16 protein-coding genes are annotated in these 18,704 nt (G+C 67.2%); 7 read left to right on the top strand and 9 right to left on the bottom strand.

The genetic code is table 11. The annotated features are described in order from the left end of the window. Window positions 1–171 precede the first annotated feature (171 nt). From IEX88_RS11240 to IEX88_RS11220, 5 genes are all read right to left on the bottom strand, one after another. Window positions 172–984, bottom strand: coding sequence for an FkbM family methyltransferase (locus IEX88_RS11240; protein WP_188850689.1), 813 nt, complete (start codon window positions 982–984; stop codon window positions 172–174). A 264-nt stretch (window positions 985–1,248) separates the two neighbouring features. Next, window positions 1,249–2,046 carry an ABC transporter permease gene (locus tag IEX88_RS11235; protein WP_188850688.1) on the bottom strand — a complete coding sequence of 266 codons (798 nt, stop codon included), beginning with the start codon at window positions 2,044–2,046 and terminating at the stop codon, window positions 1,249–1,251. Further along, entirely contained in the window at window positions 2,046–3,227 is a 1,182-nt protein-coding gene (locus IEX88_RS11230) for an ABC transporter permease (protein WP_188850687.1), read from the bottom strand. Before IEX88_RS11230 ends, IEX88_RS11235 begins: the two co-directional genes overlap by 1 nt. Continuing rightward, a complete protein-coding gene (locus IEX88_RS11225; protein ID WP_188850686.1) occupies window positions 3,224–4,297 on the bottom strand; it encodes an ABC transporter ATP-binding protein in 1,074 nt (357 codons plus the stop codon). The genes IEX88_RS11230 and IEX88_RS11225 overlap by 4 nt, the downstream gene beginning before the upstream one ends. Before the next feature lie 89 nt (window positions 4,298–4,386). After that, window positions 4,387–5,421 (bottom strand): ABC transporter substrate-binding protein, encoded by a 1,035-nt coding sequence (locus IEX88_RS11220; RefSeq protein WP_244640084.1) that lies wholly within the window; start codon window positions 5,419–5,421, stop codon window positions 4,387–4,389. 565 nt (window positions 5,422–5,986) lie between these two features. Here IEX88_RS11220 and hisD point away from each other — a divergent pair. Continuing rightward, window positions 5,987–7,276 carry a histidinol dehydrogenase gene (gene hisD, locus IEX88_RS11215; RefSeq protein WP_188850684.1) on the top strand — a complete coding sequence of 430 codons (1,290 nt, stop codon included), beginning with the start codon at window positions 5,987–5,989 and terminating at the stop codon, window positions 7,274–7,276. Window positions 7,277–7,442: 166 nt separating this feature from the next. Here hisD and IEX88_RS11210 read toward each other — a convergent pair whose 3' ends face one another. Then, window positions 7,443–7,991, bottom strand: a complete 549-nt coding sequence (locus IEX88_RS11210; protein ID WP_188850683.1) for a cupin domain-containing protein — start codon at window positions 7,989–7,991, stop codon at window positions 7,443–7,445. Between the two features lie 540 nt (window positions 7,992–8,531). Between IEX88_RS11210 and IEX88_RS11205 the strand changes: the two genes are divergently transcribed. Then, window positions 8,532–8,675 (top strand): hypothetical protein, encoded by a 144-nt coding sequence (locus tag IEX88_RS11205; RefSeq protein WP_188850682.1) that lies wholly within the window; start codon window positions 8,532–8,534, stop codon window positions 8,673–8,675. Between the two features lie 293 nt (window positions 8,676–8,968). On the opposite strand, the gene IEX88_RS11200 is transcribed toward IEX88_RS11205, so the two are convergent. Together IEX88_RS11200 and IEX88_RS11195 are read right to left on the bottom strand one after the other, a co-directional pair. After that, a complete protein-coding gene (locus tag IEX88_RS11200; protein WP_188850681.1) occupies window positions 8,969–9,364 on the bottom strand; it encodes a (R)-mandelonitrile lyase in 396 nt (131 codons plus the stop codon). A gap of 235 nt (window positions 9,365–9,599) precedes the next feature. Continuing rightward, window positions 9,600–11,720, bottom strand: coding sequence for a sensor domain-containing diguanylate cyclase (locus tag IEX88_RS11195; protein ID WP_188850680.1), 2,121 nt, complete (start codon window positions 11,718–11,720; stop codon window positions 9,600–9,602). Window positions 11,721–12,513: 793 nt separating this feature from the next. On the opposite strand from IEX88_RS11195, the gene IEX88_RS11190 reads away from it, so the two are divergent. The 5 genes from IEX88_RS11190 (at window position 12,514) to IEX88_RS11170 (ending at window position 17,224) form a co-directional block, all read left to right on the top strand. Beyond that, on the top strand, window positions 12,514–13,641 hold the full coding sequence (locus IEX88_RS11190) for a TRAP transporter substrate-binding protein (protein WP_244640053.1): 1,128 nt from the start codon (window positions 12,514–12,516) through the stop codon (window positions 13,639–13,641). Between the two features lie 83 nt (window positions 13,642–13,724). Next, a complete protein-coding gene (locus IEX88_RS11185; protein ID WP_188850678.1) occupies window positions 13,725–14,309 on the top strand; it encodes a TRAP transporter small permease subunit in 585 nt (194 codons plus the stop codon). After that, entirely contained in the window at window positions 14,306–15,724 is a 1,419-nt protein-coding gene (locus IEX88_RS11180) for a TRAP transporter large permease (protein WP_188850677.1), read from the top strand. Before IEX88_RS11185 ends, IEX88_RS11180 begins: the two co-directional genes overlap by 4 nt. Next, entirely contained in the window at window positions 15,714–17,042 is a 1,329-nt protein-coding gene (locus IEX88_RS11175) for an amidase (RefSeq protein ID WP_188850676.1), read from the top strand. The genes IEX88_RS11180 and IEX88_RS11175 overlap by 11 nt, the downstream gene beginning before the upstream one ends. Window positions 17,043–17,044: 2 nt before the next feature. Beyond that, window positions 17,045–17,224: a hypothetical protein gene (locus tag IEX88_RS11170; RefSeq protein ID WP_188850675.1), complete on the top strand. Its 180-nt coding sequence runs from the start codon at window positions 17,045–17,047 to the stop codon at window positions 17,222–17,224. Between the two features lie 255 nt (window positions 17,225–17,479). Here the strand turns inward: IEX88_RS11170 and IEX88_RS11165 are convergent, their stop codons facing one another. Then, entirely contained in the window at window positions 17,480–18,661 is a 1,182-nt protein-coding gene (locus IEX88_RS11165; protein ID WP_188850674.1) for a zinc-dependent alcohol dehydrogenase, read from the bottom strand. Window positions 18,662–18,704 lie beyond the last annotated feature (43 nt).

Here is an 18,704-nt window from a genome sequence, read left to right as displayed (position 1 = left end):
AGCGTGATGGGACGAATAGAACACCGAAATTCGTCTTCTCGCCAGACGCTGTTCGCCCCTGGCGAGCAACCTGACGGCGAATTCGATCGCCGTCATGCCCCCATCGGACGCTGTTTCCGAACCGGGCACCCGTCGCCGAGCGACCGAACCCGCCGGGCGGCGAGGAGATCGTCAGGAGCGATGGGCGTAGATGTGGAAGACCGGCGCGCCGCCCTGCGCCATCGGATGGCTCTCGACGACCGAGCGGTAGCCATGTCCCTCGAGCTCGGCGAGAAAACTCTCGAGCTCCTCCGGTCCGCGATGCACCTCGACCAGCAATTGCCGGATCTTTGGCCAGAGACCGGACCCGATGCCGTCCAGCACGGCCCGCTCCTGCCCCTCCGTGTCGATCTTCAGGAGATCGATTTCTGCGACGGCATGGCGCGCCACGACATTGTCGAGCGTGTCGACCTCCGCCGTCACGGCCTCGGTGCGGAACAGGCGCTCGATGAAGGCGGCGTCGTCGAGCCGGTCATGCGCCCCGGTGCGATCGATGATGGCACGGATCTCGGCGCTGGCCCCCTCGCCGAAGAGGAGGTCGCGCAGGCCGCCGGCCAGCGTCTTGCCGACGGCGGGATCACCGGTCGAAAGGGCGGAGATGGCCGGATAGTGATCGAAGACCAGCCGACCGGGCTCGGCCCCGAGCGCCATCTGGAACACCTCTACCGGCCCGCCCATGGCGGTGGCGTTGGCGCGAAGGGCGGCGAAGGCGGCAGGCATGGGTTCGAAGGCCAGGATGCGCGCGTCGGGACACAGGTCCCGCAGCCGCAGGCAGAACAGGCCGATATTGGCGCCGACGTCGACATAGGTCCCATCGCCCGGCAGGGAGAGCCCATGCTGGGTGAGGTCGTCGGAAACGATTTCGTGCCAGCCGAAGCCGACCTCGTAGGCGTTCACGCAGTGCACATCCCGGCCGTCCGGAAGCGTCGTCGTCGCAAGGCTCATGCTTCTGTCACCCATCCCCAACCAGCGAACCGGAGCCTCGCACCATCCCCTGTCTAGCACGGATGGAAGGGGCGAGCGGAGGGCGTAGCGACCCCGCCTCGATGAAAAATCTCGGCGGCAGCAGATCGAGCGCCCCGGGGCCACCCACGCCCTGAATCCTGACGATCCCGGCTTTTGACCTTCCGTTCGTTCGCGATGTGCCCGCGCCGCGGCAGCCACCATACTCGGCGCCTCTCGGCCGGCCGGCTCTTCCTCGACCGCCCCCTATTCCGGCGCGCCTGCGGCGGCGCTCTTCGGCTTCTTGCGGTTCAGAAGCGCGGAGAGGCCAGCGAGGAGCAGCGTGCCGATGATCAGCAGGAAGGCCGCGGCCGCCACCGCCGGGCTGATGTTCTCGCGGATCGAGGAGAACATCTGCCGCGCCAGCGTGCGCTGGTTCGGGCCGGCGACGAAGAGGGTGAGCACCACCTCGTCGAGCGAGGTGGCGAAGGAGAAGACCGCGCCCGTGACGACGCCCGGCATGGCGAGCGGCAGCGTCACCCGGCGGAACACCGTCGCGGGCGAAGCCCCGAGGCTGGCGGCGGCGCGCCCGATGCGCGGGTCGATCCCCTGCAGCGCCGTGGAGACGCTGACGACGACGAAGGGCACGCAGAGCACGCTGTGGGCGAGGATGACGCCGAGATAGGAGTTGGCGAGACCGAGTTTCACCAGCGAGATCTGCAGGCCGACGCCGAGCACCACCGCCGGGACCACCATCGGCAGGAGGAAGATGGTGCGCAGCAGGTCCGGAAACGGCAGCCGGGCGCCATTGAGGCCGAGTGCCGCCATCGTTCCGATCACCACCGACAGGAGCGTGGCAGACAGGCCGATGACGAGGCTGTTGATGATCGACAGCCGCCAGACGTCGGCCGTCGCCAGTTCCTCGAACCAGCGCATCGACAGAGCCGGGATCGGATAGTTGAGAAAGATGCTGTCGGTGAAGGCCAGCGGCAGGATCGCCACCAGCGGCAGCAGCAGGAAGGCCATGGCGAGGAGGCCGAACACGGTCTGGAAGCTGCGCAGCATCAGGTCACCGTCGGCGCGCCGGAGCGGGAAAGCCGTCCGTAGAGGAGGTAGAGCACGGTGGTGACCACCAGGAGGATCAGGCCGAGCGCCCCGGCCATGCCCCAGTTGGCGGTCTGCAGGGCGTAGAAGGCGATGATCGAGGAGATCATCTGGTCGTTCGGCCCGCCGACCAGCGCCGGGGTGATGTAGTAGCCGAGCGCCACCATGAAGACGAGAAGCGAGCCGGCGAGGATGCCGGGAACGCTGAGCGGCAACAGGATGCGCCAGAAGGCGCGCAAGGGGCTGGCGCCCATCGAGGCGGCGGCCGGCATCAGCGATTTCGGAATGGTCGAGATGACGCTGTAGATCGGCAGCACCATGAAGGGCAGCAGCACATGCGTCATGGCGATGATCACGCCGGCGCGGTTGAAGATCAGCGGCAGCGGTCCGTCGATCAGGCCGAGGTCGATCAGCCAGCGGTTGATGACGCCCTGGTCCTGCAACAGGATGAACCAGGCGGCGGTGCGCACCAGGAGCGAGGTCCACAGCGGCAGCAGGACGGCCAGGAGCAGCGCATTGCGCTTCCAGCCCGTCGTCGCGGCGGCGAGCATCGCATAGGGCAGGCCGATCGCCAGGGTGCAGAGCGTGATCAGGCCGGCGATGCCAAAAGTGCGCCAGATGATCAGCCGATTGGCGGAGCTCCCCTCCGGCAGGGATTCGATCGCGCCTTCGGCATTGCGGGTGAGGTCGAGCGAGGCGAGGATATTGCGGTCGGTATAGGCCGAGGTGCCGTTGGCGATCGCCGCCCAGAAGCGTGGATCCTCCCAGCGCGGGTCGATGGCGCCGAAATCGACGGTCGCCGGGTCGTCGGCATCCCGGGCGGCGCTGGCGGTCTTGCCGAGCAGCGAACGGAAGCCGGCGATCTCGCTGTTCAGGCGGCGGAGCGCGGGGCCGAGAACGCTGGCCTCGGCATCCTTGAGGTCGGTTAGAAGCGCGATCTCGACATCGCGGCCCGGCGCCCCCTCGCCGTCCCATTCATCGATCGCCGTCGCCGTCAGCGGCAGCGCACTGGAAATCGCGTCGTCGCGCACCGAGACGGACACCATGGTCCACAGCGGCCAGAAGAAGAAGATCGCCAGGAAAAGGAACATCGGCGCCACCAGCGCCGCGGCGCGAAGGCGGCCGGCAGACTCCCGGCTCATCCGGCAAACACCGAGCAGTCGGCCGCGGCAAAGCCGACCGCGGTGGTGCTGCCGACCGTTGGCGCAGACGCGGCGCGTTCCGAGCGCGCAACGAGCTTCAGCGGGCCGGCGGAAAGATGCAGGCGCAAATGGTCGCCCTGGTAGACGACGTCGTCGACGGTGGCGGTGAGGCGGTTGGCGTGGCCGGCGGCGGCCTCACCCAGCGCCAGCCGCTCCGGCCGGATCGAGACGACGACGGCCTTGGCCTCCGCGGGCGGCGCGACCGGCGGTACGGCGGTGATCTGCATGCCCTCGCCGAGATCGACCGACAGCTCGCCGCCGCTGCGTCCGGTCACGGTGCCGGCGACGAGGTTCGTCTCGCCGATGAACTGCGAGACGAACTGGCTGGCGGGGCGGTCGTAGACCTCGGAGGCCGTGCCGATCTGCGCGATGCGGCCCTTATCGAAGATCGCGACGCGGTCCGACATGGTCAGCGCCTCGCTCTGGTCGTGCGTGACGAAGACGATGGAGAGTCCGAGCCGGCGGTGCAGCGCCCGGATCTCCAGCTGCATCTGCTCGCGCAGCTGCTTGTCGAGAGCGCCGAGCGGCTCGTCCATCAGCACCACCTTCGGCTCGAAGACGAGCGCGCGGGTCAGCGCGACGCGCTGCTGCTGGCCGCCGGAAAGCTGGTCCGGCTTGCGGCTGCCGAGATGAGCGAGCTGCACGCGGTCGAGCGCCTTGGCGACGCGGTCGGCGATCTCGGCGCGCGGAAGTCCCCGCATCTGCAGGGGAAAGGCGACATTCTCGGCGACCGTCATATGGGGAAAGAGCGCATAGTTCTGGAACACGACGCCCATGCCGCGCTGGTGCGGCGGCAGTTCGTGAATGCGCTGGCCGTCGAGCCAGATGGTGCCGGCGGTCGGGGCCTCAAAGCCGGCAAGCATCATCAGGATGGTGGTCTTGCCGGAGCCGGACGGTCCCAGCAGGGAGAGAAACTCGCCCTTGGACACTTCGAGGTTCAGCTGCTCGATCACCCGGATCGGGCCGTAGTCCTTCGAGACGCCGTGGAAGTGTATGAAGGAATTCGTCAATCTTTGCCCACCCGCGGTCTCTCGCTTGCAATGCCGCCGCCGGCAGGAGCCGGCGGCGGCAGGATTCGTGGTGCCAAGTCAGGCCTGCTTTACTGAGCGACCCAGGCATTGAAGCGCGTGGTCATCGCCTCGATGTTGTCGACCCAGAAATCGCCATCGAGCGGAATGGCGACGTCGAGATTGGCGGGAGCGGTCGGCAGGGTGGCGGCGACTTCCGGCTTCAGCGACGCACCGGCTTCCTTGTTCGGCAGGCCATAGGCGATGAACTCGGGCAGCTTCGACTGGTTTTCCGGCGCGCTGGCGAAGGCGACGAAGTCGAAGGCGGCGTCCTTGTTGGGCGAGCCCTTCAGCACCACCCAGCTGTCGACGGCATAGATGCTGCCGGGCCAGACGATCTGAAAATTCTTGCCCTCGGACTTGTTGATGCCGGTCAGACGGCCGTTATAGGCCGAGGTCATGACCACCTCGCCGGAGGCCAGGAGCTGGATCGGCTGCGCGCCGGATTCCCACCAGGTGATGTCGCCCTTGATGGTGTCGAGCTTGGCGAAGGCGCGGTCGACGCCCTCGGGGGTCGCCAGGACCTCGTAGACCTCGGCCGGCGCGACGCCGTCGGCGATGAGCGCGAATTCCAGCGAGTATTTCGGGCCCTTGCGCAGGCCGCGCTTGCCCGGGAATTTCGTGGTGTCGAAGAAGTCGGCCCAGCTGGTGGGGGCGGTGGTCAGCTTGTCGGCGTCGTAGCTGAGGCCGGTCGACCAGACGATGGCGCCGACGCCGCAATCATTGACGGCGGAATCGATGAACTTGTCCTTGCCGCCGAGCTTCTCCCAGTCGACCGTCTCGTAGATGCCGTCGGCGCAGCCGAGCTCCAGTTCCTCGGTCTCGACCTGGACGACGTCCCAGTTGGGGGTGCCGGCCTGCAGCTTGGCGGCGAGCACGCCGTAGCCGCCGTCCCAGGACTCGTCGAGCACCGGCTTGCCGGACTTTTCCGCGAAGGGCTTGAAGTAGATCTCGCGCTGCGCGTCCTGATAGTTGCCGCCCCAGGAGACCACGGTGAGGTCGCGGGCCGCGGCCGGACTAAGCGCCAGGAGGCTGCCGACCAGAACGCTGCCGAGTGTCCCGATGATGTTGGTCTTGCGCACTGCGTACTCCCCCTTGGAAATTCCCCGATGCGGCAAGTGAAGCACAAAAACCGGCAGAGTCGACAGCCCAATCCGGCTCGGTGAAAATTCTTAACAGATTGCCCGATCATTTCCGAAGCAGACTGAGAAAGAAAGCGGCGCCCGGCGCCCCGATGCGCTGATATTGATGCCGCTTAATACTCACCTTCCCTTACCGAAGCGTCGGGCATGCCGGCTCCTCGACCCACTGCCCGTAATTGCACGACAGCTCGCCTGACAGGGCTTGGCGCTCGTCGGGCAAGACGCGAAGCAGATCCAAGCCGAAACGATGCGGACAATGGATTGCCGAAGCGCTTGCCCCTTGCGCAAAGGGCCACGCTGCCTTCGGCAGCGCGTCGTGGGGGCCATCACGTGTCCGAAACTTCCGAAACCGGGCTTTTGCGTCCACCTGCCGCCAATCGGGCAGCCTCTTTCCCGGCCCTGTCTATTTTATTGAACGGCTGGGCCGGGGCGCTTGTGCAACGGGGTACGGTTTGAGAGCTTCCGGCATCGCCATTCCGAGGGACCCGCCATGCCGCACCAGAACGATCTCACCGCGCGCCTTCGGTCGCTCAAGACGCCGGAATCGGCCAGCGCCGACAACCAGGCGGTGGAGACGACGGTCAAGGCGATCATTGCGGCGGTCCGGGCGGAAGGCGATGCGGCGCTCACGCGATACTCGCTCGAATTCGACAAGATCGACGTCGCCAGCTTCGAGGTGACGGCCGAGGAACGGGCTCAGGCCGTCGCCGACCTCGATCCCCAAACCCGGGCCGACACAGAGTTCGCCATCGCCAATGTCCGCGCGTTTGCCGAGGCGCAGTTGGCGACGATCCTGCCGCTGGAAGTCGAGCTACTGCCGGGCCTCCATCTCGGCCACCGCGTCATTCCGATCCGGCGCGTCGGCTGCTACGTTCCCGGCGGGCGCTATCCGCTCTTGTCCGCCCCGGTGATGACCATAGTTCCGGCCAAGGTCGCGGGCTGCGCCGAGGTGATCGCCTGCCTGCCGCCGGGTGCTCATCCTGCGATGATCGCCGGCTGCCACCTCGCCGGCGCCGACCGCATCTTCCGCATCGGCGGCGCCCAGGCGATCGCCGCCATGGCCTACGGCACCGAGAGCATTCCTGCCGTCGACAAGATCGTCGGCCCCGGCAATGCCTTCGTCAACGAGGCCAAGCGCCAGGTTTTCGGCCCGGTCGGGATCGACCAGCTGGCGGGCCCCAGCGAGATCTACATCGTCGCGGACGCCACGGGCGATGCGGAAATGATCGCGACGGATCTTCTGGCCCAGGCCGAGCACGACGTGCGCACCCGCGTCGGCCTCATCACCACCGATCTGGCCCTCGGCGAGGCCGTCATCGCCGAAGTCGAGCGCCAGCTCGCGGGTCTCTCCACGGCAGCGGTCGCGGGCGAGGCATGGCGGCGCATGGGCGAAGTCGTCGTCTGCGACAGCGAGGCGGGCATGATCGCCTATTCCGACCACATCGCCGCCGAGCACCTGCAGGTCCACACGCTCGACCCGCGCGCCTTCGCGCCGCGCCTCAGCAATTACGGCTCGCTGTTCATCGGCACCAATGCCAGCGTCGTCTATTCCGACAAATGCTGCGGCACCAACCACACGCTGCCGACCATGGGCGCCGGCCGCTATACCGGCGGCCTCTGGGTCGGCTCCTATGTGAAGATCTGCACGCATCAGTGGCTGGAGCCGGCGGGCGTTGCCGCCGTCGCCCCGGCCGCGGTCCGCCAGAGCGCCAGCGAGGGACTCGAAGGCCACCGCCGCGCGGCAGCCCTGCGGCCGGCCCGGCAGCAGTCCGCGACCTGAGCCTGAACGGAGCAGACCTGCGGCCTCCATGTCCGCAGGTCTGAGCCGCTTGTCCGCCCAAGCCAGCAGCGGGGCCGCATGGGGATCGCCGGTCAAGCACGGCCGCCTCGGCAGCCCCCGCCGCGTTTGAGGACATGCGCGGTGGCGAGAATAGTGTCCGGAAAGCTCAGTATGTCGGCGGCGTGATGGCGCTGAGGATCTCGCTCTTCTCGCCGGCCACGTTCCGGAAGCGGTGCGGCAGCCGGCTGTCGAAATAGTAGGCGTCGCCCGGCTCGAGCACCGTCGTCTCGTCCCCCACCGTCAGCTCTACCGCGCCGCGCAGCACCATGCCCGCCTCCTGCGAGGCGTGGGCAAAGGCCTCGCCGGTGTCGGCCCCGACCGCATAGGTTTCGTGCAGCATCAGAAGCTGCCGGTTGGGGTGGTTCATCCCGATCATCTTGTAGGAGATGGCATCGGCCTTGCCGATCTCGACGAGCTCGCTCGCTCTGTAGAAGGGCGTATAGGCCGCGCTTTCCTGCAGGTCGGAGAAGAAGCCGGTCAGCGTGCTGCCGAGCGCGTCGAGGATGGCGTTCAGCGTGTCGACGGAGGGGCTGATCCGGTCGCGCTCGATCAGCGAAATGGCCGAGTGGGAAATGCCCGAGCGCAGCGCCAGCTCGCGGCCGCTGAGGTCCCTTCGGCGCCGCAGCTCCTTCAATTTCGTGCCGACCTTGGCCATGCCGCTTCTCCTGGACTTGCCGTCTCCTGCCGGGCACCTCGGCGCACGGATCGCCTCCCCCGCCGAGATTAAACCAGCACCCCAGCGGCCGGCGGCGAACGCCTTTCCGCAGGCGCAGGCATATCCCTGCGCGATGAGCGGATTCCGACAGCCGGCGCACGGCTGCGCTCGAAGCCGCCGCCGGCTGAGGGCGTAGCGCCCGCGCTCAGAACCCGCTATCGAGGAAAACGCCCGCAGACGCAATGATCCGGCTCTGGCATCATGAGCGGCAGAACGAGTCCGGGCCGCGAAAGAGACGCGACCGGATACGGGTCCCCGATCGATCGCCAGAGGCGACGTGAGACGGGGCCGGGCGGCGCCTTGCGCCGTCCGACATATGCCCGGGTCCGGCAAAAGAGCCATCGACGATCGGTGGAGGGATTCGCGTCCGGGCTGGACGCCGGGGCATGGCGTGGCGCATGACGGGCCATCGCGCGACGTGTCCGATACTCGACGTGCCGACCGTGACGCACACCGAAGAACTCACCGAAAGGAGATCCGATGGCGAGAAAGCCCAATTTCGATTTCGAGCGCCAGGAGCGCGACAAGGCCAAGGCCGCCAAGAAGGCAGCCAAGGCGGAAGCGAAAAACGTGAAGAAGGACGAGGAGAGCGGGACGAGCGAGGCGCCTCAGCCCGAAGAGTGATCGCCCGCGCCGTGCCTCCGGACTCCCGGGGGCCGGCACGGCGACAGACGGGAAGATCTCGGCCGGTCTCTTTAACCCCTGCCGGTTGTCGATCACGCCGGCGCGGCGCGCGCGCCGAGCCCATGCCGGGGCCGCGGCCCGGCGCCCGAGCCTTGTCAGTCGATGGGCATGCCCCATGCGCTGCAACCGCCCTGACTCAGGCGGCTGCCGGGTCTCACCCGGCTCTGGGTGCAGGCTGCGAAGGCGACAAGCCTTCGTCCCCCGTCATCCTGCGCATGCCGGGACGCTTCGGGTCAGCGCCTGTATTGGGCGTCGGTCACCTTCTCCAGCCAGTCCACCGCCCGGCCGTCGAGTGACTCGGCGATCGCGACATGGGTCATCGCGGTGGCCGGCGAGGCGCCATGCCAGTGTTTCTCGCCCGGTTCGAACCAGACGATGTCGCCCGCCCCGATCTCCTCCACCACCCCGCCCTCTCGCTGCGCCCAGCCGAGGCCGGCGGTCACGATCAGCGTCTGGCCGAGCGGATGCGTATGCCAGGCCGTGCGGGCGCCGGGCTCGAAGGTCACGGTGGCACCACTGATCCGTGCAGGAGCGCTGGCCGAGAACGGCGCGTCGAGCCGAACCGTGCCGGTGAAGTAATCCGACGGGCCCGGGGCGGAGGGCTGCGATCCGTTGCGCTTGATATCCATCGACGGTTGTCCTCGCTTTGGTGAAGGGCAGGCTCGCACGGCCTCACTGCCGAACAACGCTCTGGTCTCCCGGCGGTTCACGCCTGGCGCTCGATGGGCGGGATCGTTCGGCGACACGGGGAATCGACGGGACCCGAGGCGCCTCGCCCGGGGGCGATCGACGGCCTCGCTACGACCTGGCCGGTCCGCATGGCCGGCAGCCGATCGGCGGCGGGCGCAAAACCCGCCGGCGTCGTCAGGCCGCGACCCAGGTGACGGCGGGTCCGCCTTCCCGCTGGGCGGACTGGGCGCAGACCATGTCGCGACCCTCCGCCTTGGCCCGGTAGAGCGCGATGTCCGCCGCCCGCAGCATTTCCGCGCCGTCGGCAAAGCCCTTTCCGGCGTGCAGGGTGGCGATGCCGAGGCTGATCGTCACGGTGCCGGAGGCACTGCCGGCATGGACGATCTCCAGGGCGCGCACGCCGCGGCGCATGGCGTCGGCGATCTCCAGGGCGCCCGACAGCGGCGTGCCGGGCAGGAGCGCCACCAGTTCCTCGCCGCCGTACCTCGCCCCGATATCGGCCGGGCGTCGCAGCTTCCCGGCGAAGGCGAGGCTGATCTCGCGCAGACATTCGTCGCCCGCCTGATGCCCGTAGGCGTCGTTGAAGTCCTTGAAATGGTCGACGTCGATGAGGACGAGACTGAGGTCGCTGCCCTCGCGGACGGACCGCCGGAATTCGCGGGCGAAGGCTTCGTCGAAGGCCCGCCGGTTCAACAGGCCGGTCAGTCCGTCGGTGGATGCCAGCAGCTTCAGCCGCTTGTTGGCGTCCTCGAGATTGGCTTCGATGGTCTTGCGCCGCGAGACGTCGCGAATGACCAGCACGGTGCCGCTACCCGAGTCCAACGGCCTGCCGGTCACCTCGACCCAGACCATGTGTCCGGCGCGGTGGCGGACCCGGTACTGCACGCCGGAGACGGTGGCGCCGGACGCCAGGGCCTGCATCATCGCCTTGACCTGCGGCCTGTCTTCCACGCAGGCGATCTCGTCGGGACGGCCGCCCAGGAGCTCGTGCGGCTCCATGCCGAGCAGCTCTCGGCTGGCGGGCGAGGCGAAGACGCGGGTGCCCTCGGCATCCAGACAGGTCACGAGGTCGAAGCTGTTTTCGGCCAGCAACCGGTACTGCGCCTCGCGCGCCGCCAACGCCGCTTCCGCCCGGCGCGCCGCGCCCAGCTTGAGCGCCATGCCGTCGAGAACGGCGCCCAGTTCCCGGAATTCCGGCGCCTGCCAGGGGTCGATGCGGCTTCCCGTCTCCAGGTCGCCGGCGCCAATCCGATCCGCGGCAGCCGTCAATTGGCGCATCGGCAGCAGCTGCATGAAATAGCCGAACCACCAGGTCGCACCGACGATCACCACCATCAGGACGGTGGAGATGCCGATGGCCAGCTGCGCCCGGCGAACCACCGGCGAGATGACGTCGTCGCGCGCCACACCCACGGCCAGGACGATCCCGGCACTCCTGGCGTCGACCACCGGCGCAAAGCCGTAGATCCGCACCTCGCCGTCGGGTCCACGCGCTTCGGCGACGCCGTCTCCGCCGGTCGTCAGCGCCGCCGCCAGCAGCGGATGACCTGGCAGGAGCCGGGTGTAGCCGCCCGGCAAAAGGGTGTCGCGCGCCGCGAAATGGCCGGTGCCGGTATCCAGCATGACCAGCGACTGGCCCTCGGAGGCGACGCGCTCGTTCATCGCCAGCAGCGCGTCGAGATTGATGCCGGTAAACACCAGGCCTTCAAAGGCACCGCTGGTGCTGGGCAGCGGCATGGCCGCGATCAAGGTCGGCAGGCCGCTGAAATGGCCGACCATGAAGTCGCTGACCACGAAGGCTCCGGCCGGCGCGGTCCGCATTTTCTCGAGCAGGGCCTTGTTCCTGTAGGGCTGCCTCGTTTCGATCTGGCTGTGGCAGGTGAGCATGCCGGCCGCATCCACCACGCCGATCGTGTTGATCTGCGGATTGGCCTGCTTCAGCCGCACGACGACGGCGCGGCAGTCGGTGCCGCCTCCGGCCTGGATGCCGGGGGTGTGGCGGAGCGTGTCGAGAAAGACGCGGGAATTGGAAAAAATCTGTGATTGCTGGAGCGACGCCATCTGGGCGCTCGACAACACGGTTCCCCGCGCCTTCGCCAGCGACTCGCTGTAATCGAACCAGATGGCCGTCGCCGCCAGCGCCACCAGCGGCAGGATGGCCACGGCAATCAGCATCACCAGCCTAGCGCGCAGGCCCAGTCGGCCAATCACCGCAAAGATGCGGCCTTCGCCGTCGGGGGTGGCGAGCGCGGCAGGGCGCAAGGAGGCGTCCCCGGCGAGATGGGAGTCATCCACGGATCGGCACTCCCGGGGTCTCGGACGGACGGAGGATGGCCGCCTGCGCCACCGACATCATCGAGAGCGAGCGGTTTCCCGGCAGCACATCCCCGAGCATGTCAAAGGCTGCGACAGTCTGGAACTGGGCGCGTGAGGATGCCGGCGGCCACCGCATGTATTGAACTCCAGACATGTTGGCACGGTCGGCCGCCCGAACGGTCGATGGTTGCCCATACCGTCTGGAATGCGGAGCGATGGGCGATGCCGGATCTGTCCGGCGTCGCCTCGTCCTATCAAGACGCAAAAGTCTGAACAAAATTGTGAGGGCGGCACCCGAATTATGCGCTTCACCCGCAAAACTACCGTCGTGCACAAGTACTAATTCAGGCTGATAATCCGATCGACGCATCAATCTTGCCCATGGCAGCCCCTGGCCCCGGCGTTCCGAAGCGATCTCGCGTCCGCGAAGCGTCGACGCAGCGCCTCTTCCCCAGCGTTTCCATCTCTCTACCGCAGAGAAATGCGCACCTCACCTAGCGATATGGCGCCATTGTGCTGCGACGCACAATAAAGACTGCTCCGGCGCTCATCTCGATCATTGACCGCTGCTCCAATCACGACCTAGACTGAGTCTTTTGCCCTCACGGTCGACAACATCCTGCTGTTCTGGACAGTCAAAAATGCGCTCCACCGATACATAAGTCTAAGGCGATGACCAACGACGGATATCGGACTTGCGCAAGGGAACGTTATGCTGAATGATCCTCCAAAATCTGGTGATCAATATCCGGATGCTGGGGAGGAAACTGCTGTGACTGACAAGGGGTTCTCACGTCGATCGTTTCTGAAGAACACTGCGCTGGCGGGCGGAGTGACCGCAGGGGCGGGTCTTTACGCACCGGCCGTGCTGGCGCAGGCGCCGCTGGTGATGAAGATGCAGACGTCGTGGCCCGCCTCGGATGTCTGGATGGACATGGCGCGGCAGTATACCGAGCGCGTCGAGAAGATGTCGGGCGGGCGCCTCAAGATCGATCTCCTGCCGGCCGGCGCCGTGGTCGGCGCCTTCCAGGTCATGGATGCCGTCAATGACGGCGTTCTCGACGCCGCCCATTCGGTCTCCGCCTACTGGTACGGCAAGAACAAGGCCGCCTCGCTGTTCGGCACGGGCCCGGTCTTCGGCGGCAACCCCACCACCATGCTTTCCTGGTTCTACCAGGGCGGCGGCCGCGAGCTCTACCGCGAGCTGACGCAGGACATGATGGGCCTGAAGGTCGTCGGCCTGCTCGGCTTCCCGATGCCCGCCCAGCCGCTCGGCTGGTTCAAGAACGAGGTGAAGCAGGTCTCCGACATGCAGGGCCTGAAGTACCGGACGGTGGGCCTCGCCGCCGACCTAATGCAGTCGATGGGCATGTCGGTCGCCCAGCTTCCCGGCGGCGAAATCGTCCCGGCGATGGAACGCGGCGTCATCGACGCCTTCGAGTTCAACAATCCCTCCTCCGATCGCCGCTTCGGCGCGCAGGACGTCGCCAAGAACTACTATCTCGGCTCCTACCACCAGGCGAGCGAGGCCTTCGAGTTCCTGTTCAACAGCGATTTCCTGGAGGATCTGGATCCCGATCTGCGCGCCATCGTCGAGACCGCCGTCGAGGCGGCGTCGACGGCCAACACGGCGCTCGGCCTCGACCAGTACTCGGCTGACCTGCAGAAGCTGCAGAACGAGGACGGCGTGAACATCCGCCGCACGCCGCAGGACATCCTGGCGGCCGAACTCGAGGCCTGGAGCACGATGATCGTCGAGCTGGAGAAGGATCCCTTCATCAAGAAGGTCCTCGACAGCCAGCGGACATGGGTCGAGCGCGTCACCTACTACGAGCTGATGAACGCCCCGGACTATGCCCTCGCCTACGAGCACTTCTTCCCGGGCAAGCTGAAGATGTAGCGACCGCGCCGGCGCCCGGCGCAGATCCCGGCGGTGCGAGCCGCCGGGTTTCCTATGTCCATGTTTCTGGAGCCCTGCCGGCAATGCTTGCCATCATCCATTTCGCCGACTCGCTGTCCGCCTGGTTCGGCAAGGCCTTTGCCTGGCTCATCATCCTGATGACCTTCGGCACCGCCTACGAGGTGTTCGTCCGCTACGCCCTGAACAGTCCGACGCCCTGGGCGCTGGACGTCTCCTTCATCATGTACGGCACGCTGTTCATGATGGGCGGCGCCTATACGCTGTCGCGCGGCGGGCATGTGCGCGGCGACTTCATCTACCGGCTGTGGCGGCCGAAGACGCAGGCGACGGTCGATCTTGTCCTCTACCTGATCTTCTTCTTTCCGGGCGTCACCGCGCTGATCTTCTCCGGCTGGAAATACGCAGCGCGGTCCTGGGCCTATCAGGAAGTCAGCATAAACTCGCCGGCCGGCATTCCGATCTTCCAGTTCAAGATGATCGTCGTGGCGGCCGGAATCCTCCTGTTCATCCAGGGCATCGCCGAGATCTGCCGCTGCCTCGTCTGCATCCGGACGGGCGAATGGCCGCGACCGGAGGAGGATGTCCAGGAGACCGAAGACCTCTTGATTCAGAAGGCCAACGAGGCCGAGACCGGAGCCCACGCGTGACCGACCCACAACTCGCGCTGATGATGCTTGGCCTCTTCATCTTCCTGGTCTTTCTCGGCTTCCCCATCGCCTTCACGCTGATGGCCATGGGCATCGGCTTCGGCTACTACGCCTATTTCGACGCCGGCCGGATGTGGCGTTCGCTGTTCCGCCTCGACGAGACGGCCAGCACCTGGGACACGATCTCGCTGTCCGTCGAGGGCTTTTTCAACAACCGCATCTTCGACCTGTTCATCAACCAGACCTTCACGGTGATGTCGAACGAGGTGCTGACGGCGGTGCCGCTGTTCCTGTTCATGGGCTATGTCGTCGAGCGCGCCAACATCGTCGACCGCCTGTTCACGACGCTGAACATCGCCTCGAAGAACGTGCCGGGTTCGATGGGCGTCGCGGCGCTCATCACCTGCGCGCTGTTTGCCACCGCCACCGGCATCGTCGGCGCGGTGGTGACGCTGATGGGCCTTCTCGCCCTGCCCGCCATGCTGAAGGCGCGCTACGACAATTCCTTCGCGGCCGGCATCATCTGCGCCGGCGGCACGCTCGGCATTCTCATCCCGCCCTCGATCATGCTGATCGTCTATGCCGCCTCCTCGGGCGTCTCGATCGTCAGGCTCTATGCCGGCGCGCTGCTGCCGGGCTTTCTCCTGGTCGGCCTCTATCTCGTCTACATCGTCACCCGCTCGATCCTGCAGCCCTCGGTCGCGCCGAAGCCGACGCGCGAAGAAGTGCCCGACGTGCCGATCGGCCCGCTCCTGGTGATGATCTTCACCTCCTTCTTCCCGCTCGCCGTCCTCATCCTCTCGGTGCTGGGCTCGATCCTGTTCGGCCTGGCGACGCCGACGGAGGCAGCCGCCATCGGCGCGCTGGGCGGCCTGATCCTTGCCGTCGCCTACAGGGCCCTGAGCTTCCAGCGGCTGCGAGAGTCGGTCTATCTGACCATGCGCACGACCGCGATGGTGTGCTGGCTGTTCGTCGGCTCCTACACCTTCTCCTCCGTCTTCTCCTATCTCGGCGGCGAGCAGGTGATCGGCGAGTTCGTGATGAGCCTCGACCTGACGCCGCTGCAGTTCCTGATCCTCGCCCAGGTGATCATCTTCCTCCTGGGATGGCCGCTCGAATGGTCGGAGATCATCATCATCTTCGTGCCGATCTTCCTGCCGCTGCTCGCCATCTTCGACATCGATCCGCTGTTCTTCGGCATCCTGGTAGCGCTCAACCTGCAGACCTCGTTCCTGACGCCGCCGATGGCGATGTCGGCCTACTACCTGAAGGGCATCGCCCCGCCGGAGGTGCAGCTGACGCAGATCTTCAAGGGGGTTATGCCCTTCCTCGGCATGGTCTTCGTCGCCATGGCCATCGTCTATGTCTTCCCGGCCATCGTCTACTTCCTGCCGAATGCCTTCTATGGCCAGTGACAGGCTGGCCGGCCTCGGGGCCGGCCTCCTCGGCGAGCGCATCGCCGACGGCGCGCTGCGCAGCGCCGAGCTGGCGGCCAGCGTCGTCAAGCGGGTGGCCGCGTGCGGGGATGCGGCGGGGTGGTTCGCCTGGCACGACGCCGCCTATGTCCTGCGGCAAGGCGAGGTGCTCGACCGCTACCGCAGCACCGGCCGCGCGATCGGCCCCCTGCACGGCCTGCCCGTCGCCGTCGGCGATCTCGTCGACACGCGCGGCATTCCGACCGGCCTCGGCACGACGCTCGAGACCGGCCGAGTTCCAGAGCGCGATGCCTTCGTCGTCGAGCGCCTGCGCGCGGCCGGCGCGGTGCTCGTGGGCAAGACGGTCGTGGCCGAACTCGGCACCGCGCCTGCGGTTCACACAGGCCGCGGCACCGGCCCGGAGGGTCGCCCGATCCGCTCCGGCGCGGCAGCCGCCGTCGCCGCCGGCCTCGTTCCGCTCGCGATCGAGGCGGACACGGGCGGCCTCATGATCCAGGCTGCGGAAGCGGCCGGGGTGGTCGGCTACATCCCCAGTTGCGGCACCCTGTCGCGGCGGGGTTGCTTCGCCCCCTCTCCCACCCTTTCCGGCATCGCGCTAATGGGCCACAGCGTCGCCGACGTCGCCTTGCTGGGCGATGCGCTGCATGGCCATGACGACCCCGAGCGGGAACCGGCGCCGCCGCCGCGCCTTCGCGCCACTGCCCTGTCCGCACCGCCGGCGCCGCCGATCTTTGCCCTTGTCCTCCCGCCGGTCTGGAACGAGGCCGCCGGCGATCGGCAGGGCGCTTTCGAGGAACTGGCGGCGCTGCTGGGCGATCGCGGATTTGCCGCGGAACTGCCGCCGCCCTTCGCCGATGCCGCCGCGATCGCCGAGACGATCCGGCTGGCCGAACTGTCCAAGACGCTCGCCCCCTACGCCCGCCGCGGCGGTCTTTCCGATGGGCTGAGGGCGACAGTTGTCGCGGTCGATGCGATCCTCGCCCGCGACTACCTCGCCGCGCTCGACTGGCCGGCGGTGCTCCGCGCGGGGCTGGAAGCCCTCCTCGCGCGCTGCGACGCCATCATCGCGCCGGTGGCGCCCGGTCGCCGAGACGACGGCCCGTCACCCGATGGCGGCGGTTTCGACAGCCTGTGGTCGCTGTGCGCCATGCCGTCGATCACCCTGCCCGCCTTCGAGGATCGGGACGGCAACCCCATCGGCCTGCAACTGGTCGCCCGGCGCGGCGACGACGCGCGGCTTCTGCGCAACGCGCACTGGATCGAGCATTTTCTCGCCCATCCGCAACGGGAGGAATAAGCATGTCCGACAAGATTCTCGCCGCCCTCGCCTTCGCCATGCTCGTCGGCTTTCTCGCCATCCTGCTGATCTGGGTCCCGCGCCTCGATCTCGGCCTCGTCATCGGCGCGACGGTGCTTCTCGCCTTCATCGACATGTTCATCCTGAGCCCACAGCTCAAGTCGGCCGATCCGCGCAAGTAGCAGACGGCGATGCGAGGACCCTGGTTCACGAAGGGCGCTTCCTTCTGCACAGCAGGCGGCGGCCGCGTCGAGCACGGCGGCCTGAGCGGGTTTGCACCCGGGACCCCCGTCGCAGCTACCTGAAGCCCGGCCGGACCTTTCCCTGCGGACATAGTCTGGACCTTCTAGACATGGAAACGCCGCCGGAGGTGCTGAACCTCCGGCGGCGTTTTTCGTCAGATCGAGCGCTGAGCCGGTCGAACCGGCCCGCCGGGCTCAGCCGTGCGGCTTGAAGACCACCTTGGTGCACGCGTCCGCCTTGTCGCGGAACGTCTCGTACAGCGCCGGACCATCTTCCAGCGACACCGAGCGATGGCTGATGATGAAGGACGGGTCGATCTCGCCCTTTTCGATGCGGTCCAAGAGCGGCTTCATGTAGCGCAGCATGTGCGTCTGCCCGGTCTTCAGCGTCAGGCCCTTGTTCATCAGAATGCCGAGGGCGAAGGGACCGACCGGACCGGCATAGACGCCGGGCATCGAGACCGTGCCGCCCGGGCGACAGGCGAGGATGGCCTGGTTGATGGCGAAGGGCCGCTCCATCGACACGGTCGCCGACATCACCGCCGAGGACACTTTTTGTGCGATCGTGTCGGCGCCGTGCGACTCCATGCCGACGGCCTCGATGACGCTGTCCGGACCCTTGCCGCCCGTCATCTCCATGATCCGCTCCTGGATCTCCTCGTCGCCGAAGTCGATAGTCTCGGCCCCGGCCTGACGCGCGAGCGCCAGGCGCTCCGGCACGGTGTCGATGGCGATGACGCGCTCGGCGCCGAGCAGGAAGCAGGACTTGATCGCCAGCACGCCGACCGGACCGCAGCCCCAGATCGCGACGGTATCGCCCGGCTGGATGTTGCAGTTCTCGGCCGCCTGGTAGGCCGTCGGAAAAATGTCGGAGAGGAAGAGCACCTGCTCGTCCTCAAGCCCATTCGGGATGACTAGCGGGCCGACATCGGCGAAGGGAACACGCAGATATTCCGCCTGACCGCCGGCATAGCCGCCGGTGATGTGCGAGAAGCCGAACAGGCCCGACAGCGGATAGCCAAAGGTTTCAGCCTGCAGCTTGCCATTCGGATTGGTGCGCTCGCAGACGCTCCAGTTACCCCACTTGCACTGCCGGCATTCGCCGCAGGACATGGTGAAGGGCACGACCACACGGTCGCCGACCTTGAGCTTCGAGGCAGCCCCGCGACCGACTTCCATCACTTCGCCCATGGTCTCGTGGCCGAGGATGTCGCCGTGCTCCATGGTCGGCATGAAGCCGCCCATCAGGTGGAGGTCCGAGCCGCAGATGGCGCAGGCCGTGACCTTGATGACGACGTCGCGGTCATCCTCGATGCGGGGATCGGGAACCGTGTCGCAACGGATGTCGCCCTTGCCGTGCCAGGTCAGTGCTTTCATGGTCGTGCCTTTCCGTTAATCGATTGGAAACCAAGCTAGCGCC

The organism is Aureimonas glaciei, assembly GCF_014643375.1.
In the GTDB taxonomy this organism is placed as follows: Bacteria; Pseudomonadota; Alphaproteobacteria; order Rhizobiales; family Rhizobiaceae; genus Plantimonas; species Plantimonas glaciei.
Note: the sequence above shows the minus strand (reverse complement) of the source record. Positions and strands in the feature narration are given on the sequence as shown.

Coding starts and splice junctions, on each gene's coding strand:
- IEX88_RS11240 (WP_188850689.1), bottom strand. CDS start 984: ATGAGCCTTGCGACGACGACGCTTCCGGACGGCCGGGATGTGCACTGC.
- IEX88_RS11235 (WP_188850688.1), bottom strand. CDS start 2,046: ATGCTGCGCAGCTTCCAGACCGTGTTCGGCCTCCTCGCCATGGCCTTC.
- IEX88_RS11230 (WP_188850687.1), bottom strand. CDS start 3,227: ATGAGCCGGGAGTCTGCCGGCCGCCTTCGCGCCGCGGCGCTGGTGGCG.
- hisD (WP_188850684.1), top strand. CDS start 5,987: ATGCCGCACCAGAACGATCTCACCGCGCGCCTTCGGTCGCTCAAGACG.
- IEX88_RS11210 (WP_188850683.1), bottom strand. CDS start 7,991: ATGGCCAAGGTCGGCACGAAATTGAAGGAGCTGCGGCGCCGAAGGGAC.
- IEX88_RS11205 (WP_188850682.1), top strand. CDS start 8,532: ATGGCGAGAAAGCCCAATTTCGATTTCGAGCGCCAGGAGCGCGACAAG.
- IEX88_RS11200 (WP_188850681.1), bottom strand. CDS start 9,364: ATGGATATCAAGCGCAACGGATCGCAGCCCTCCGCCCCGGGCCCGTCG.
- IEX88_RS11185 (WP_188850678.1), top strand. CDS start 13,725: ATGCTTGCCATCATCCATTTCGCCGACTCGCTGTCCGCCTGGTTCGGC.
- IEX88_RS11175 (WP_188850676.1), top strand. CDS start 15,714: ATGGCCAGTGACAGGCTGGCCGGCCTCGGGGCCGGCCTCCTCGGCGAG.
- IEX88_RS11170 (WP_188850675.1), top strand. CDS start 17,045: ATGTCCGACAAGATTCTCGCCGCCCTCGCCTTCGCCATGCTCGTCGGC.
- IEX88_RS11165 (WP_188850674.1), bottom strand. CDS start 18,661: ATGAAAGCACTGACCTGGCACGGCAAGGGCGACATCCGTTGCGACACG.